At 56.0% G+C, this 16,858-nt stretch carries 14 protein-coding genes; 4 read left to right on the top strand and 10 right to left on the bottom strand.

Going from position 1 to position 16,858, the window contains the following annotated elements:
- Nucleotide 1: 1 nt before the first annotated feature.
- Both ACN0WX_RS07555 and ACN0WX_RS07550 read left to right on the top strand, forming a co-directional pair.
- The gene (locus tag ACN0WX_RS07555; RefSeq protein WP_417621678.1) at nt 2-805 is read left to right on the top strand and encodes a TrmH family RNA methyltransferase; all 804 of its coding nucleotides are present in this window, start codon (nt 2-4) and stop codon (nt 803-805) included.
- Between the two features lie 49 nt (nt 806-854).
- Nucleotides 855-1,262, top strand: coding sequence for a COG3650 family protein (locus ACN0WX_RS07550; RefSeq protein ID WP_417621677.1), 408 nt, complete (start codon nt 855-857; stop codon nt 1,260-1,262).
- Between the two features lie 3 nt (nt 1,263-1,265).
- Here the strand turns inward: ACN0WX_RS07550 and ACN0WX_RS07545 are convergent, their stop codons facing one another.
- The 4 genes from ACN0WX_RS07545 to recR form a co-directional block, all read right to left on the bottom strand.
- A complete protein-coding gene (locus tag ACN0WX_RS07545; RefSeq protein ID WP_417621676.1) occupies nt 1,266-2,645 on the bottom strand; it encodes a DNA recombination protein RmuC in 1,380 nt (459 codons plus the stop codon).
- A 216-nt stretch (nt 2,646-2,861) separates the two neighbouring features.
- Nucleotides 2,862-3,428: a peptide deformylase gene (def, locus tag ACN0WX_RS07540; RefSeq protein ID WP_417621675.1), complete on the bottom strand. Its 567-nt coding sequence runs from the start codon at nt 3,426-3,428 to the stop codon at nt 2,862-2,864.
- Nucleotides 3,429-3,639: 211 nt separating this feature from the next.
- Complete coding sequence (locus ACN0WX_RS07535) at nt 3,640-6,369, bottom strand: TonB-dependent receptor (protein WP_417621674.1); 2,730 nt, start codon at nt 6,367-6,369, stop codon at nt 3,640-3,642.
- Nucleotides 6,370-6,675: 306 nt separating this feature from the next.
- Entirely contained in the window at nt 6,676-7,278 is a 603-nt protein-coding gene (recR, locus tag ACN0WX_RS07530; protein ID WP_417621673.1) for a recombination mediator RecR, read from the bottom strand.
- A gap of 47 nt (nt 7,279-7,325) precedes the next feature.
- On the opposite strand from recR, the gene fmt reads away from it, so the two are divergent.
- Both fmt and truA read left to right on the top strand, forming a co-directional pair.
- The gene (fmt, locus tag ACN0WX_RS07525; protein ID WP_417621672.1) at nt 7,326-8,231 is read left to right on the top strand and encodes a methionyl-tRNA formyltransferase; all 906 of its coding nucleotides are present in this window, start codon (nt 7,326-7,328) and stop codon (nt 8,229-8,231) included.
- Nucleotides 8,228-8,986 (top strand): tRNA pseudouridine(38-40) synthase TruA, encoded by a 759-nt coding sequence (truA, locus tag ACN0WX_RS07520; protein ID WP_417621671.1) that lies wholly within the window; start codon nt 8,228-8,230, stop codon nt 8,984-8,986. Before fmt ends, truA begins: the two co-directional genes overlap by 4 nt.
- Here the strand turns inward: truA and ACN0WX_RS07515 are convergent.
- The 6 genes from ACN0WX_RS07515 to ACN0WX_RS07490 are packed head-to-tail and all read right to left on the bottom strand — an operon-like array spanning nt 8,972 to nt 16,857.
- On the bottom strand, nt 8,972-10,867 hold the full coding sequence (locus ACN0WX_RS07515) for an XrtA/PEP-CTERM system amidotransferase (protein WP_417621670.1): 1,896 nt from the start codon (nt 10,865-10,867) through the stop codon (nt 8,972-8,974). The two genes, truA and ACN0WX_RS07515, sit on opposite strands and share 15 nt — an antisense overlap.
- 10 nt (nt 10,868-10,877) lie before the next feature.
- A complete protein-coding gene (gene xrtA, locus ACN0WX_RS07510; protein WP_417621669.1) occupies nt 10,878-12,431 on the bottom strand; it encodes an exosortase A in 1,554 nt (517 codons plus the stop codon).
- A complete protein-coding gene (locus ACN0WX_RS07505; RefSeq protein ID WP_417621668.1) occupies nt 12,428-13,651 on the bottom strand; it encodes a TIGR03087 family PEP-CTERM/XrtA system glycosyltransferase in 1,224 nt (407 codons plus the stop codon). The genes xrtA and ACN0WX_RS07505 overlap by 4 nt, the downstream gene beginning before the upstream one ends.
- Nucleotides 13,651-14,733 carry a FemAB family XrtA/PEP-CTERM system-associated protein gene (locus ACN0WX_RS07500; protein WP_417621667.1) on the bottom strand — a complete coding sequence of 361 codons (1,083 nt, stop codon included), beginning with the start codon at nt 14,731-14,733 and terminating at the stop codon, nt 13,651-13,653. The genes ACN0WX_RS07505 and ACN0WX_RS07500 overlap by 1 nt, the downstream gene beginning before the upstream one ends.
- Complete coding sequence (locus tag ACN0WX_RS07495; RefSeq protein ID WP_417621878.1) at nt 14,730-15,626, bottom strand: XrtA system polysaccharide deacetylase; 897 nt, start codon at nt 15,624-15,626, stop codon at nt 14,730-14,732. The genes ACN0WX_RS07500 and ACN0WX_RS07495 overlap by 4 nt, the downstream gene beginning before the upstream one ends.
- On the bottom strand, nt 15,607-16,857 hold the full coding sequence (locus ACN0WX_RS07490; RefSeq protein ID WP_417621666.1) for an XrtA/PEP-CTERM system-associated ATPase: 1,251 nt from the start codon (nt 16,855-16,857) through the stop codon (nt 15,607-15,609). Before ACN0WX_RS07490 ends, ACN0WX_RS07495 begins: the two co-directional genes overlap by 20 nt.
- Nucleotide 16,858: the final 1 nt, after the last annotated feature.

Raw genomic sequence — 16,858 nt, 5'->3', positions numbered from 1 at the left:
CATGCGCCATCATATCACCGGCTTTTCCAATCCGACCATCAAGCGGCTCAGAAGCCTGCGCGAGAAAAAGCACCGCAAGCGCGAAGGGTTGTTTCTCGCGGAAGGTCTGCGCATTTTGGCGGAGGCACTGGAAAGCGGAAGAACTCCCAAAATTCTGGTCGTTGTAGAAGACACAGAATTGCATCCGCTCGCCCGGAAAATCGAAGCTGCCACGATCGCTGCGGGCGGTGATGTCATTGAAACCAGCGAAGCGATTATCGCCAAACTTTCCGGAAAATCCAATCCGCAATCGATAGTCGGCATCTATCCAGATCATGCCGTACCGCTGGAACAGCTGGACCGTTCGCAATCCAATATCTGGCTCGTCGCACAGGCGCTGCGTGATCCCGGTAATCTTGGGACAATCTTGCGGACCGGCGACGCGGTGGGCGCAGGCGGCTTGATCCTGATCGACGATTGCGTCGATCCCTTCTCGGTCGAAGCGGTGCGCGCCAGCATGGGCGCAATTTTCACCCAGCAGATTGCACAGGCGCGCTGGCCGGAATTCCTCTCATGGCTGCGCAGCGGAGCGGGAGAACTGGTCGGGACCAGCCTCAACACAGAAAATGATTACCAGTCCGTCCGCTACAAAGCACCGACCTTCTTGCTGATCGGCAATGAAGCGCAAGGATTGCCGGAGGACTATGAAGCGGCTTGCGACACGCTTGTCAAAATGCCGATGATGGGCAAGGCTGACAGTCTCAACGCCGCCGTCGCCGCTTCGGTCATGGCCTATGAGCTGCTGAACCAGAGCCGGAAGAGATAATTAGTGTTCGCCTCACCCTTGTGATATCCTGGGGACGGAGGGGAAGATCATGAAAAAATCCATATTATTGCCATCGCTTGTCATACTGGCATGCACCGCCTGCGCGGAGCCCGCGGAAGAACCAGTCGTTGAAGAAAAGCTGGGTGACTATTCAGCCATCGGAACAGAACCGGGCTGGACCGTCGACATCAAAGGCGAAGAGATTGCTTTCACATCCCAGAACGGCAATGATTTCACGCTTGCGGTTCAACGCATGAAGAAAACCGATAGCGGGTGGGAGGTCAAAGGCTTTTCCGACCTCCACAATATCAACATCTACATCACCAGCGGCGTAGAATGTAACGACGGCATGAGCGATCGTATCTACGCCGATACGGTGAAGATTGAAGCGAGCGAAAACGGCACGTTAAACGGCTGCGGCGGCGCTATCACTGAAGGACCGGACGGGTCGGTCTAAAGTCTATTCGGCCGCCTGGTCACTGATATCGCGGTCATCCTCGATCAGTTTTTCGGTGATCGCATCGCTATAACGGGGAAGAGCCTCGATTTCTGGTACTTCCTCAAGGTCTTTCTTGCCGGTCTCGATCTGCAGCTCGGCAAATTTACGCCCGGTCGCCATGACATTACGCTCGAAACTGCCGACAAATTTGTTGTAATTGCCCACCGCGCTACCCAGCCCCGATCCCATCCGCTTCAGATGTTCTCCGGCAACGGCAAGCCGGTCATACATTTCCTTGCCCAGCTGCCCGATCTGCTTCGCCTCGGCAGCCATTTTCTCCTGCCGCCAGACACCAGCGACCGTCCGCGCAATAGCGACAAGATTGGTTGGCGTGGCAAGCAGAACCTTCTTCTCGAACGCGTGATCCCACAGGGTCGGTTCATGCTCCAGCGCCGCGGCGAGGAAATGCTCGCCCGGCACGAACATGATCACATAATCGGGTGCGTTCTCGAACTGGTCCCAATAGGCTTTCTTCGACAGGCCATCGATATGCGCCTTCATGCTGTTGCAGTGCCGCGCCATGGCAAAATTGCGGGTCTCGTCATCCTCCGCCTCGAACGCATCCTGATAATCGTTGAGCGAGACTTTGGCATCGATCACCAGCTTGCGGCCACCGGGCACATTGATCACCGCATCCGGACGCAGCCGCCCTTCATCGGTATCGATACTCTGCTCGGTGACAAAATCGGTATGTTCGGCAAGTCCGCAGGTTTCGAGAACATTCTTGAGCTGCTGCTCGCCCCAGCGGCCGCGCGATTTCGGCGCGTTGCGCAGACTGTTGACCAGCCGCGCCGCTTCCTGCTGCACCCTGTCCTGCCCCTGCCGGACCTGTTCGATCGTGGCGGTGATCCCGGCGTAGGATTCGGTGCGTTCCTTCTCGATCTTGGTGATCGAGGCTTCATAGGTCGCCAGGCGTTCGTGTACCGGCTGCAGCAATTTGGCGATCTTCTCGCCGCCCTTTTCATTGGCCTGGTCAAAGCGCTGGTCGGCGCGTTCGAGAAACTGCCGCTGGGCGGTTTCCAGCATTTTCGCGCCGATCTCGGAAAATTGCGCCGACAGCGCCTCTTTCGCTTCGATCAACTGCCGCATCTGTTTTTCATGATTGCGGGCGTCAGCCTGCAGTGCTGCCAGTTCGGTCCTAGCCGCATCGCGCTCGTCACGGACACCATCCAGAGTGATCCGAAGAGCATCGGTGGCCTGCGCGGCATCCTTCGCCGCTTGCACTGCGTCTCTGTTCGCTTGCGCCGCATCCTTGGCCGGCTTTCCGCCCAGAATCCAACCCAGTGCAAGCCCCCCTAGCAAAGCAATGACAATGGTTATAATGACGATGATCGGGTCCAAAATGACTCTCTTCCAAAAAAGAACGAAAAGAGAACCTAGGAGCGTTTGCCGGAATAGGCAATACTCGTCATGCGGAACTTCCTTCAGCACCTATCGTGCGTCGCCCTCAGGCAGTGAGCCTATACACAGGGGCCCTGAAACACGTTCAGGATGACGAAGGTACGCTGTTGTCAGGATGACGAAGTTGCGATGGTAAACACAGCAACTGCGACTCTATCAGGCCGCGATCCCGTGCTCCTTGCGCAGCTTGGCGAGCTTCTTGAGCACCATTTGCCGCTTCAGTCGTGACAGATGGTCGATGAATAATATCCCTTCGAGATGATCCATCTCGTGCTGCAGGCAGGTCGCCAGCAGACCGTCGATCTGCTCTTCATATTGCTTGCCTTCAACATCCTGCCAGCGCGCGGTGATTGTCGAAGGACGCTCGACCTCGGCATATTGGTCCGGCACCGAAAGACAGCCTTCCTGATAGACATTCAGATCCTCGGACGGATCGAGTATCTCCGGATTGATGAAAACGCGCGGATCGTTGATCACGCCATGGTCATGGTCGCAATGTTCGCCATGCTCATGTTCGTGCGGTACCGGCTCCTGCAGGTCGATCACCAGCACCCGCTTGGGCACGCCAACCTGAATCGCGGCCAGACCTATGCCCGGCGCGTCATACATGGTTTCGAACATGTCCTTGACCAGCGTCTTCAACTCATCGTCAAATTCGGTGACCGGTTCGGAAACGGTTTTCAGGCGCGGATCAGGCACCTCTAGGATCGGTAAAATAGCCATGGGCCAAATTTAGGGATTCTGCCGGGATTCGTCAAGCAGCCCGGGCGAATGGCCCGACCAGCCCTGCATGGCTGGCTGTGGTCAGAACGCGATGACACTGTCGATACGGCCAGCGAGCATCCGCCAGTGGTGCCGGCAAGGGCAAAAAGAAAAAGCGTGCGACCCAACGGATGGGGCCGCACGCTTCATCAAATCAGTTCAATGGCTGCCGTTAAAAACGGCCACGCACCGTGATGCCATATGTTCTTGGTTCCGCAAGAAAGGCCGAATAGGTCTGCTGTGAAGCAACAAACGGCGTGTTGAAAGCAACCTGCGAATAATCAGCATTGAACAGGTTTTGCGCCCAGCCTTCGATCGCCCAGCGATCATCAGGACCGCGAACGCCGATACGCGCATTCACCAGCGTGAACCCGTCCTGTTCCTTGCCGTAAAGCAAGTCCGAACCGGTGTTGTAATCACTGGTCGTACGGGCGTTCACGTAGAATAGCCCAGTGAGCCCGCTATTGCCAATTGGCGGGCTATAAGACAGCGATGCTGTCGCAGTGATCTCCGGCGCATTCGACAGATTATCGCCAGGAAGCAGACGCAAGGCTGGATCCAGTGCGGCACCAGTATCACGCCCAACCAGGTCATTTTCATAGCTTGTATCGGTATAGGTCAGGCCCATCGAGACATTGACATGTCGGACGGGATTGATTGACGCTTCCAGTTCGACACCCTGCGCAACGACGCCATATTTGACGTTGTCCGGCGCACAAGCACCCGTCGTGGCGCTAGCATCGCGATCCGCGCCGTTCAGATCATCGCTACACGCGTTGATATTCTGGACAAGGAAAACGGATCCATTGAACGTGTTGAGCTGGAAATTGTCAAACTGCTGACGGAAGGCGGCAACGCTGAGGGAAAATTCCCGGGTCGAGTATTTTCCGCCGATTTCGAACGCGTCCACCGTTTCCGGATCGAACTGAAGATTGGCGGTGTCGCCCGTCAATGCCGGATTGGCCAAAGTTGAGGTGGTCAATGCAGACCGGTCAAGGTTGAAGCCACCCGCCTTATAGCCGCGTGAATAGCTGCCATAAAGCATCAGATCGTCAGTGGGCTTGTAGGACAGGATCGCAGTGCCAGTGAATTCACTCTCGCTCCGGCTATCACTCAAGGTGACCCCATCCAGTTCGGACGTTGAATTGCCCTGACAGGACAGGCCGATCAGACCACCTGCCAATGCGCCCAGCGGGCTATTGAGCAACGGTGTAAACAATGCCCGTTGAATTGGACACATGGTATTATCGTTCGAAAATGCTGCGTCGAAATCCTTCGTTTCATTCGTGTAGCGCAGCCCCAAAGTAAGATCGAGCTTGTCTGTAACGTGGAAAATATTGTGAGTGAAGAACGCAAAATTCTCACTTTTCTGATTATAACGGTCAACAACGGAACCCTTGTCATTAATCTGGGCGAGATTGTCGAGACCGGCAAAAATCAGAGGCGTAGCGGCGCCAAATGCCCCGGCACCGCCATTGGCGGCTTGGAGGACAGCCCGTCCGCCAGCGCTCAAACATCCGGTGCTGGTCGGTGAAGCAAGGGCCGGATTAACGGCATTGACGATACGACATGGCGCAAACGCACCATATTGCGAACCGAAGCGCAGGTTGTCCCGTGTTGCGAGCTTTTCATTCGCATAGAAACCGCCGATCAACCAGTCCAGCTTGTCATCAAAAGCCGACCCCTGCAGGCGCAATTCCTGGGTGAAGGTCTTAAACTCCCGCGATCCGGCATTTTCATTCGGTGCGCGATAGAGAATGTCGACCTGCGTATAATCCGTGTCGGACGCCTGGAAGTTGGAATATTCGCGATATCCGGTGATCGACGTCAGATTAAGCTCGCCCAGCTCGGCATTGACCTCGATCGAAGCGCCAAAATCTTCTGTCTCACCAGCATAAGAACGGCCGGGACTGACATAAATATCCCGGTTAAACGTGCTTTGCGTAAGAGCATTTGAGTTTTGACCCAGAGCCAAAAGCACAGGGATAATCGGGTTCGCCGGATCAGTAAGAGCTGGCGAACCAGGCTGCGGCATACTGAACGGATCAAGTCCGGGGCTTACCCGTGCTTGCTGCGCAAATTCAGGCTGGACGAAGGTCGCGGCGCAGCAGGATTCATCTTTCTTGGAATAATCGCCAATGACACGGACGCTCAGCGTTTCGCTTGGCTCAAACAACAGCTGGCCACGCACCAGATACCGGTCTTTATTGTTGACATCGGTCCCGTTCACAACATCGTTGTAGAAACCGTCACGCTTCAGATAAACCCCATCGATCCGTGCGGCAATCGTATCACTCAACGGACCATTAATGCCCCCTTCCAGACGAATCTGGTCGTAATTGCCATAGGTTGCTGCTGCATGTCCCGAAAATACGAATTCCGGCGCTGCAGTTGTAATGCTGATCATACCGGCAGAAGAGTTTCTGCCGCCCAGCGTCCCTTGTGGGCCACGCAGCACTTCGACCCGGTCAATCGGACCAAGCTCGCTGAGCGCATTCCCGCTACGCGAACGATACACGCCGTCAATGAACACAGCCACGGAACTTTCCAGACCGGGGTTGTCGCCAACCGTACCAATACCGCGAACACGGGCAGAACCATTGGCTTCGTTTCCGGACGAGGACACAAGCAGAGACGGCGCCAGCTGGTTAAGCTCGCGAATGTCGGTCGCACCGCTCTTTTGCAGTTGTTCCGCACCGATTGCCGAAACGGCAACAGGCACATCGGACAAGGCCTGCGCCCGTCCCTGAGCGGTCACAACGATTACGTTATCGTCGAGTCCGGCATCGCTGTTTTCATCGACTTGGTCCACTGCATCTGGTTGTGATTGTGCATAAGCGGGGGCTGTGGCGAAAGCTGCAAATGCGAACGCGCACGCAGACAGATTTAACGCTAGTTTCATATCATGCTCTCCTGGAAACTTCTTTTGTGTCCGGACGATAGCCCGATCGATGATATTTGAAAGCCTGATCGTTGGGCGAAGCGCGGGTTTTCGGCAACCTGTGACTTTTTTGTCATTCTATTTTCGCATTTTCACCAGGGAAATGACCAGGCGGTTTTTTCACCGCTCGCACCGTTGCATCAAACGGGGTCGAAAAACAAATAGCAGGGTTGTGAAATCAACGCAGATTCGAACGATTTTTCGGATTTCGACAGTGTGGAATATCGGCTTCTTGCCTGTTCAAATGCAGACCAGGCCAGAACCTGCCTAAGCGTTATTTATAGGCCGCCGCGAGCGCAGTGCCTGCGCCAATGTTCCCTCGTCGAGATAGTCCAGTTCACCGCCCACGGGTATACCGTGCGATAGCTGGCTCAGGCGAACGGGATAATTTTCCAGACGTTCGGCGATATAATGCGCCGTAGTCTGCCCCTCCAATGTCGCGTTCATCGCCAGCACGACCTCGTCAATGCCGCCGGCCTCGACCCGCCGGATCAGGGTATCGATTCCGATATCTTCCGGGCGCACGCCGTCCAGTGCTGACAATTTTCCGCCCAGCACATGAAATTTGCCCGGAAACAGACGTGATTTGTCGAGCGCCCAGAGGTCAGAAACTTCTTCTACCACGCAGAGCGCCTTCGCATCGCGTCTGGGATCACTACATATCTGGCAGGGATCCTGCGTATCGACATTACCACAGATGCCACAGGTAACGAGCTGTTCATCAACTCTCGCCATTGCCGCCAATATCGGCTTCATCGCCGTTTCCGGTCGTTTCAGCAGATATAAAACCGCCCGCCGCGCTGAACGCGGTCCAAGACCAGGCAGTTTCGCCAGCGCCTGCACCAAATTTTCTATCTCTTGCGATGCCATGTGCTGACCTTTAGGGACGCAAGCCACAGTCTGCCAAGAGAGAATTAATGCGATTAGCCTTTATGGGAACACCTGATTTCGCTGTTCCAGCCCTGAAAGCGCTTCACGAAGCCGGTCACGAGATCGCTGCTGTCTATTCGCAGCCCCCGCGCCGCGCCGGACGGGGGAAGAAGCTAACCCCCTCACCCGTTCAAAAACTGGCCGAAGATCTGGGCATTCCAGTGTATACACCCGTATCGCTCAAATCGGCAGAGGAACAAAAGGCATTTTCCGCGCTCAAGCTCGACGCGGCAATTGTCGCTGCTTATGGGCTGATCTTGCCCCAGGCAATATTGGATGCCCCGAAAATGGGCTGCCTGAATATCCACGGTTCCCTGCTCCCGCGCTGGCGGGGTGCGGCACCGGTCCAGCGCGCAATTCTGGCGGGTGACAATGAAACCGGTATAACCATCATGCAGATGGAAGCCGGATTGGATACCGGTCCGATGCTGCTGAAGGCGGTTACGCCGATCGGCAACAAGACCGCTGGCGACCTGACCACGGAATTGGCCGACACCGGCGCGGCCCTGATGGTCCAATATCTGGCTTCCCCGGCGGAATATCCTGCGGAAGTGCAGGATGATGCACTGGCCACCTATGCGAAAAAAATCCAGAAGTCCGAAGCACGTCTGGATTTCAGCAATTCGGCCAAACAGGTCGAGCGCCAGATTCGCGCCTACAACCCCCAACCGGGAGCCTTTTTCGAATATGAAGGAAATCGCTACCGCATACTCAAGGCCTCGGTGAACGATGGCCAAGGTGCGGCGGGAAAAACGCTTGATGACAGGCTGTTGATTGCCTGCGGGACTGGTTCGATCCAGTCGGAAATCATCCAAAAGGCCGGCAAGCCAGCCATGGAGTTAAAATCTTTTCTCAACGGGACGACAATTCCTGCCGGAACAAACTTGCAATGACCCGTTTTGCGATCACGCTCGAATATGACGGCCGACCGTTCATGGGCTGGCAGCATCAGGACCATGGGCCTAGCGTCCAGCAGGCGGTGGAACAGGCGATCCACAAGATCACCGGACAGGACGTGCGTGTTTTTGCGGCGGGGAGAACCGACGCTGGTGTCCATGCCTTGGGGATGCGCGCGCATTTCGATCTGGAGACGAAACTGACACCCTTTCGCCTGAGCGAGGGCATCAATGCCGGACTGCGTCCGCATCCGGTCGCGGTGCTTGCCTGCGACATTGTCGACGACGAATGGCACGCCCGCTTCGCCTGCGAGGGCCGGCGCTATCTCTACAAGATCACCAACCGCCGCGCGCCTTTGACCTTTGATCGCGGGCTGAGCTGGCAAGTCGCGCAGGCACTTGATGCCACAGCGATGCATGACGCGGCACAGGTCCTTGTCGGTCAACATGATTTCACCACATTCCGTTCCGTCAATTGCCAGGCGCAAAGCCCGGTCAAGACGCTCGACAGCATTTCCGTCAGCCGCTTTGGCGAAGAGATTGAAGTAGAAGTGGCCGCCCGCTCGTTCCTCCACCATCAGGTCCGCTCGATCGTCGGTTGCCTGAAACTGGTCGGAACCGGAAAATGGTCAACGGCTGACCTGAAGAATGCGCTGGCGGCAAAAGATCGCAATGCCCTCGGCTTCAACGCACCACCCGACGGCCTCTATTTTGTCGAGGCGATCTATCCGGCTGCGTCAGAGCCCGAATAAACGCTGCAGGCTCTTGTCGAGCATCAGCAGCTGCCACAACAGGCGGCTGTTGTCGGAACGACCGGCGATATGATCTTCCGACAGTTTGCGTAGCGACTTGCTATCAAACCAGCCGGTTCTCGCCAATGCGCCGCCAGCGGTAATATCCCGCGCCTGATCGGCCAGCGGTCCACGGAACCACTGCGATATGGGAGTCACAAAACCCATTTTCGGCCGGTAGAGAATGTCGTTCGGAAGATATTGCTCCATCGACTTTTTCAGGAGATATTTGCCCTGCCCCTTATGCACCCGCAAATGGGTCGGCAGCTTTGCCGCAAATTCCATCAGTTTATAGTCGAGCAAAGGCTCTCGTGCCTCCAGACTGACCGCCATGCTGGTGCGGTCCACCTTGGTCAATATATCGCCCGGCAGCCACATTTTCATATCGGCATATTGCGCCTGATCTAGCCCGTTTTGTGCAGGGGCATTTTCCATCAGGTCGATCATCCGCTGCTCGGCCCGATACTCTCCCAAATCGCGCCGCATGGCATCGGAGTAAATATTCCGGCGCCCCGATGGCGTTGTTACGCCGACCGCTTCGGCATAGCCTTCCGGTCCAGTTCTGGCCAAAGACAGCAAGGTAGACTTGGCCCGGAATGGCCGCGGTGCCCAATCGGCTTTGGGATAGACTGAACCAAGCCAGCCAAACAGAGGCCCGCGAAAAGACTGCGGCAAAAGCCCCCTCACCCGTTCTTCGGCATGATGAAACACATGACGGCGGTATCCCGCCATCGCCTCGTCCGCGCCGTCTCCCGAAAGCGCCACGGTGACCGTCTCACGCGCCAGTTCACTCACCTGATAGGTTGGCAAGGCGGACGCATCGGCAAAGGGTTCGTCAAAATGATTCGCGAGCGTATCGATCAGGCCGAAATCATCCGCGGCCACGGTCCGTTCGCGATGATCGGTCTGGAACCGCTCCGCAACACGTCGGGCAAAGCTCGTTTCATCAAGCGACTGCTGGTCAAAACCGATCGAACAGCTCTTGACCGCCCGTCGGCTTTTTTCGGCCATCAGGGCAACCACCGTACTGCTGTCGACGCCGCCGGAGAGAAAGGCCCCCAACGGCACATCAGCAATCATCCGCGAACCGACAGCTTCTTTCAGCCGCGCAACCAGCTCGTCTTCCAGTGTGCGGGCGGAAGCTTTGCTGCGCTGGCTGAAATCCATATCCCAATATTGAACGGGTGGAGGCTCCGGCTTGCCCCGGTCTAACAGCAGATAATGGCCCGCAGGCAGTTTCTTCACGCCCTTCAATAGTGAAGTTTGATCCGGCACATAACCAAATGCGAAATAGTCATCGACCGCAGTAATATTGGGATCCCGGCGTAACAGGGGATTGGCGAGCAGCGCCTTCAGTTCCGACCCAAACAATATGCTACCGTCGGACACTGGTGCATAGAAAAGCGGTTTCACGCCCAGCCGGTCACGGGCCAGAAACAATTGCCGGGTGCGCTGGTCATAAATAGCGATGGCGAACATGCCGTTCAGACGTTTCAGACAATCGACACCCCATTGCCGCCAGGCATAGAGAATGACTTCGCTGTCACTGCTAGTCTGGAACTGATGACCCAGTCCTTCAAGCTCGGCACGCACGTCGAGGAAATTATAAATCTCGCCATTGAAACTGAGAACCTGGGCTTGATCGGGGGTCAGCATCGGTTGCGCACCGCCTTCGAGATCGATGATCGAAAGCCTGCGATGTCCGAGCCCTACTCCCGGTGCGGTCCATATGCCCGATCCGTCCGGCCCGCGATGAATCATGCTGTCGGTCATATTGCGCAGGCGTCGCGGATCGACCGGCTTTGCCGTCTCGAGATGAAAAATACCTGTAATTCCGCACATAGAGTGCGCCCTAGCGCAACCCCGCCATCTCGTCAGCCAATTTGTCGACCGGCCCGAGATCGGCAAGAAACGCATCAATCGCAATGCGCGGCGTTTCTTCGCCGTTCGTTTCGGAGGACACCAATATCGCTACCGCCTGCTGATCACCGCCCAAAAGCCTGCTCTTCAATGTTTCCAGCTTTACTGCCGAGGCGCTGCCGGTAAGCTTGTTCCCGATCCGGTAAAAGGAGACCACATCCCGCGTCACCGGGCCGGGCGCAACGAGTTCGACAGCATTGCCCCCTCGCGGCGCGGCAAGGTTCCGGTTCCATGACCAGCGCGTGTCCGGTACGAGCGCACCCTGCCCATATCCGACAATCTCCCGCCCCTCTTGCTGACGGTCGTAAACCGCAATCGCCAGATCGGCCTGCATGCCGGTCAAGCGATTCCGATAACGGCCGAGGAGCTGATGGCTTGCGCCGTCAAACCGTGGTTTCCAGGCGTGGAGAGGTTGGTAGGCAACTCGTTCCCAACCAGCCACTTGCGGCAGAGAAATTTTATCCGGAATCGGAGATCCTTGTGCAGCAAGGGCTGACGTCCACAGCACAGGAGTCAGGATGATGGCCGCCATCGCCAGCAATATTTTGGTAGGCTTTTGCGGGTTTTCCGCTGGCGTCTGGTTCCGGCTCAATGCCGTTCCATCGATCATCGGATCTTCGATTTTGCGATCAAAAAAGGGCCATCCCATCGCCATGAGGAGAATTAGGACAAGCGCGAAAAAAAACCAGCCGTAGAAAATATGGTCGAAGCCAATGGCAAAGTCGATCGACGTGTGGTGGGCAATATAGATCGTGCCAAACGCGCGCACACCATTGGCCAAGACGGGAACAATCACCGCAGCGATCATGAATAATATCCGGCGATTCCAGCTTTTAAAACAAAGGTTGCTGACCAGCACGCCATAAGCGATCATTGCGATCAGGAATTTTATTCCCGAGCAGGCTATTGCAACTTCGAAATAGCCGGTCGGAGTTGATATGAAGACCCCATCGATGAAGGCCGGGATATCGAACCAGCCGAGAAAGATCATCGCCAGCCTGGCCGTCACCATCTGCAGGAACGGCACGATTTCTTCACCAAATGGTACCAGAAAAAAACTGAAGCCCAGCGGGAATATCAACCCCCGTGCGACGGTCGGCCCCAGCAATGTGACAACCGCGCTTTGCAGCATCATCAACAGTCCGAGTTGCCGGGCGAAGGCCACGCCAGCAACTTCTCCCAACAACCAGGCCAGGGCCGCGATACCCGTCAGGACCAGGCCCGGAGCCCAAATTTCCGGCACAAGCTTTGCCAGCTCTTCCTGTCGCTGCTGCACCAGATAATAGAGGATCGGTAGAATCAGCAGACAATGATTATAGGTGGAGGATGTCCACCATGTCCGAACCATATCGCCGCCATCACGCCAGAAAATTGCCAATATTGCCAACCCGGCAACGGCCAGCAATTTCAGGTGCTTCGTCCAGAGCGATGATGAAACCTCAGTCTGCCTGTGGCTTCCAACAGAATTGACTGTTGCGCTGGTCATGCCACTGACTCTGTCACCGCAGGGTGGGAAAATCCGCACAAGGCAGGAAGGCTGGCAAGCTGCTGACCCCAGGAGTAACGCAGCCGGATCAGACGTTTCGCCTGGTCACCCATTTGTCTGGCACGTTCGGGATCTTCGAGCAGATCGCAAATCAGTTGCGCTTCCTCTTCTACGGATCGGGCAATCAGGAAATGCTCGCCATCAATCGCATCTATGCCTTCAGCAGCGCATTGTGACACGACCACCGGCTTGGCCATCGCCATCGCCTCCAGCACCTTGTTTTGAATACCCCGGGCAATCCGGAGCGGTGCAACAATGACGTCGGCGGCCATGAGCCAGCGTCTGATGTCATCAACAGCCCCAATCACCATCGTGCCATTTTTTTGATCAAGTTGTTGCACCTTATCGGATGGCGATCGTCCGACGATTGCAAATTGTGCATCGGGGAAGCACGCCAGAATAGTGGGCATGGCATCCTTGCTGAAGCTCTCGACGGCTTGTACATTCGGCTGATAATCCATCTGTCCGGTGAACAGGATAAGCGGCCCGCGTGAGCCACGCTCCTCGGGCTTTGCTTGCCCGGGGTCATAGAAACGCAGATCAATCCCGTTCGCAATCGTCTTCACATGCTCTTCAGAAAGCCCTGAACGCCGGCGGAACAGACGCGCTTCGGCTTCGGTCACGAAAAGACTCTCGTCGACCCGCTCCGCAATCTTTTTCTCAAAGGCGCGCAGCAGGCGTCCTTCCCGGCGATATATCCGGGCCATTGGTCCTGAACCCTCCTCCGCATAGCTTTCAAATTTCGCGCTATCGACATCGGCAAAATCCATCACCACACGGCCCTTGAATTCCGACGGTATAAATTGCGCCATCTGTCCGGAGAAGACGAAAATACAGTCAACCGGTCGCGTGACAATAACGCGGGCGACATAGGCGCGGAGTTCGGAACTGTCGAAGCAGGAGAGCGAAACCGGTTTTCCGGTAACTATCGCCTCAATCCCTCCCAGCCATTGTGGCTTGGTCCGCAAGACAATTTCGCAGGACGCCAGTTCCGCTTTGCGGGCCCATTCGGTCTGCCTTTCCGCTTCGTCGTCGGCGAAACAGGCAACGTGCACCGGCGCATAACCCATCAGCTTCTGCAAGATGTGGTGCGACCGGATCTTGTCGCCGCGATTGGGCGGCCAGGGAACGCGGTGCGCCAAGAACAGAATTTCTCCCATCAGCCGAGGCCTTTGGCAATCATGGGGCCGAGCCTGTTGGCAACGCTCAGGGGCAGCCTCTGCCACAGCGCAACCTGCATCCGGTATTTCGAACTCATGGGATTGACGTCGCGGGCCTCCACCCCCTCGGCGGTGCGCGTCGCATAGGCAAGTGGCTGTGGTTCAAAGCCCCAGTTCTTCTTGAACGAATAGGCTCCTGTGCCAATTTTGGAGCGGCCAAAATCAACGAATTTGCATCCCCTTTCCCGCGCATGATTCATCAGGCTGTAATACATGACGTCATTGGCCCGGAGTCGGCGCGCATCCCAGGTCCCGCCACCCCAGTAAGGCATCACGGCAGCTTGATGATACAGGCTTAAGACGCTCGCCACCGGCTTGTCCTCATGCAACACGGTTAGAATATCTGCGTCCTCGCCAAATCGGTCCAATATTTCATCAAACAGAGTCTGGGGGAAAACAGGCGTTCCGAGATTGCGGACACTTTCAGCATAGATAGCATAATGATCGGCGCGGTCCTGCCGATCCGTCCCGACGCGCACCGTCAGATTATTTTTCAGTCCCTTGCGAATTTCGGCACGCTGCCTTCTCCGGATCGCGAGCAACTGGCTTTCCGCGTCATCAGCCAGCGGTGTTACAAAACCGGCATAGACACCTTGCCGCAATTGCCACTGATCATCCGGCAGCGGGCCGCCACGCAGTTCCACGGTCGGAAAACTGTGGCGTTCGGCAAAGCGCCAAGCCTCGTCCGCCAGCAATTGGGTTGCTCGATCATTATTCGTCAGAATACCGCCACCTACGGCAAATCCGGATGACACCAAAGCCCGACCAAATAAGGGGGAGTGGATCAGATTGAGTGGCAGAATAGCCTGCAAAATGCCTTCACCATCTTCAACCAGAAGATATCGCCATTCGTGACCACAAGCCTTGCTGACACCCAGCACCCATGCCGGCCGGTGAAAAGCCGTGCCTTCGGGAGATTCCGACACAAAGGCTTCGATCCGCGCCAGTTCATTGGCTTCGGCGCGCGCGAGAATGCGCACCGACAGGGTGTCCGGGGCATTGGGATTAAATGCCATATTCATCCCAGCGACCGCGCTTCGAACGCCGCCAGTTCGTCAACCCTGCCCCAATGGAAATCCTTCCCGGCACGTGACAATTTGGTCCGCATCTGTTTCAAATTCGTATAGTGGCGAATCTTGGATCGGATCGGCGCGTTGTTCACCCGCGGATGATCCGGATCGATTTCCCAGGGGTGAAAATAGAATATGGCACCGCGTCCGTCATCGCGGTGCATTTTGCGGATCGATTGTTTGTAAAACTGATACGGCATTAAACGGAAAAAACCGCCTCCGCCGGCCGCCAATATCCGGTTCCCCAGTTTGACGGTTGTGACCGGCAATTCGATTAGGTCCGACTGGATCACGGGCTTCCAGGCAAAACGCGGGGAGCCTGCCCAGCCATAATGGTCATGATTGATCGGCGCGACGCTGGATGAATAGGTATAGCCCTGCTCGGCCAAGATTTCATGCGCCCATGGCGTCCGCTGGTCGATCGAAAAATTCGGCGCGCGATAACCGGCGACCTTGTGACCGGACGTGTCTTCCAGAATTTTTCGGCTGCGATCGAGATCCGCCCGAAACTGGTCGGGGGTTAACGTAAACACTCGGGCGTGATCATAACCGTGACTGGCGATTTCATGACCGGCGGCGACAATCTGCTTCATCAGCTGTGGGTTGCGCTCCGCTACCCAGCCCAGCACAAAAAAAGTTGCCTTGATTGCTGCTTCCTCAAACAACTCCAGGACCGCAGCGCTACTCCGCGCTACGCGGTGCTCCAGATGGTCCCAGTCGCCACGGTCGATAACCGTCTCGAATGCTCCCACCTGAAACCAGTCCTCGATGTCGACGGACATCGCGTTGAGCAAAACATCCGCTTTACTCCCCGGGCTAAAAGATTCAGGCGGCGCGTCCTGCATTGACATAGCTTTCCTTGCTGCGGACATCACTTTCGACCCATTCCACGAGCATCGTCAAGACGCGGTGCAGATTTTCTTCCTGACCATTCATGCGCGTTTCCAGCAACGACAATCGCTTTGAAATTACATCAATCCGCTGGGACATCACCTTGTCGATCGGCGGTGGTGGCGCGGAAGATTGCGTGGCATCCGTTTTTGTGTCCTGCGGTTTTCCGGCTATTTCCTGATGCGGTTGCCGCGTTTTTTCAGGCGCCTGCAGATCGACAACCTCATCCACCGGCGACTCTTGTGACAGGGTCGCCGTCTCTATCGCCACCTCTTCCGGTTGCCTGGCTACCGGTTCCGGGGCCTTTTTGGGCTTTTCCCACAGCGGACTTTTTCCGTTTGTCGACGTAACCGGCGGGGTTGCGATTTCCACATCCTCACCGTTCAGGTCGGCAAGCACGCGTTCCACCATTGACTGGTCAATCAACTCGGCATGTTCGATCGAACCCATCAGCAACAGCCGGCTCATGAGTGCGTTGATCTTGCGGGGCACACCCTTGGTCTCTGCATAGAGCAGCCGGAATACATTCGAAGTAATCTTCGGCCGGCCCGACCATCCGCTTTTAGACAAACGATGGGTAATATAGGGCTCGATTTCTTCCGCGTGCATGGGTTCAAGATGATGGTGCGCGATAACCCGCTGGCGCAATTGCTCCAGTTGATTGGAATTTTGCAACATGTCGCGGAATTCCGGCTGACCGAGGAGAAAAATTTGCAGCAAGGCTTGTCCACCAAGCTGAAAATTTGACAGCATCCGCAATTCTTCCAGAGCACCCTCGGGGAGATTTTGCGATTCATCCACAATCAGCAGACAGCGGCGACCGGCCCGCGCTTCGGTATGAAGAAATTCCTCAAATGCGTTGAGCAATTGCGCCTTGTCCAAATTATCAGTGTAAATATCGAAATGATTGGCAGCGACACGGACAATATCCTGACTGTCCAGCTTGGTGGTAACGATATTGGCGGCGGTCAGGCGCGCCTTGTCAATCGTCGCCATCAGATGGCTTACCAGAGTGGTTTTGCCCGCACCAACATCACCGGTGATAACAATGAAACCTTCCCCCTGCGCCAGTCCGTACCCGAGATAGGACAGTGCCTTGCGATGAGTCAGGCTCTCGAAGTAAAAATGCGGATCCGGCGTCAGCTGAAAGGGCCGGCCATTTAATCCATAAAATGCTTCATACATA

Source organism: Parasphingorhabdus sp., from assembly GCF_048269915.1.
In the GTDB taxonomy this organism is placed as follows: Bacteria; Pseudomonadota; Alphaproteobacteria; order Sphingomonadales; family Sphingomonadaceae; genus Parasphingorhabdus.
Note: the sequence above shows the minus strand (reverse complement) of the source record. Positions and strands in the feature narration are given on the sequence as shown.

Bases quoted from the DNA above. Each gene is read 5' to 3' on its own strand.
- ACN0WX_RS07505 (WP_417621668.1), bottom strand. From the start codon at position 13,651: ATGGGAGAAATTCTGTTCTTGGCGCACCGCGTTCCCTGGCCGCCCAAT.
- truA (WP_417621671.1), top strand. From the start codon at position 8,228: ATGACCCGTTTTGCGATCACGCTCGAATATGACGGCCGACCGTTCATG.
- ACN0WX_RS07490 (WP_417621666.1), bottom strand. From the start codon at position 16,857: ATGTATGAAGCATTTTATGGATTAAATGGCCGGCCCTTTCAGCTGACG.
- recR (WP_417621673.1), bottom strand. From the start codon at position 7,278: ATGGCATCGCAAGAGATAGAAAATTTGGTGCAGGCGCTGGCGAAACTG.
- ACN0WX_RS07495 (WP_417621878.1), bottom strand. From the start codon at position 15,626: ATGCAGGACGCGCCGCCTGAATCTTTTAGCCCGGGGAGTAAAGCGGAT.
- ACN0WX_RS07500 (WP_417621667.1), bottom strand. From the start codon at position 14,733: ATGAATATGGCATTTAATCCCAATGCCCCGGACACCCTGTCGGTGCGC.
- def (WP_417621675.1), bottom strand. From the start codon at position 3,428: ATGGCTATTTTACCGATCCTAGAGGTGCCTGATCCGCGCCTGAAAACC.
- ACN0WX_RS07555 (WP_417621678.1), top strand. From the start codon at position 2: ATGCGCCATCATATCACCGGCTTTTCCAATCCGACCATCAAGCGGCTC.
- ACN0WX_RS07515 (WP_417621670.1), bottom strand. From the start codon at position 10,867: ATGTGCGGAATTACAGGTATTTTTCATCTCGAGACGGCAAAGCCGGTC.
- ACN0WX_RS07535 (WP_417621674.1), bottom strand. From the start codon at position 6,369: ATGAAACTAGCGTTAAATCTGTCTGCGTGCGCGTTCGCATTTGCAGCT.
- ACN0WX_RS07550 (WP_417621677.1), top strand. From the start codon at position 855: ATGAAAAAATCCATATTATTGCCATCGCTTGTCATACTGGCATGCACC.
- fmt (WP_417621672.1), top strand. From the start codon at position 7,326: ATGCGATTAGCCTTTATGGGAACACCTGATTTCGCTGTTCCAGCCCTG.
- xrtA (WP_417621669.1), bottom strand. From the start codon at position 12,431: ATGACCAGCGCAACAGTCAATTCTGTTGGAAGCCACAGGCAGACTGAG.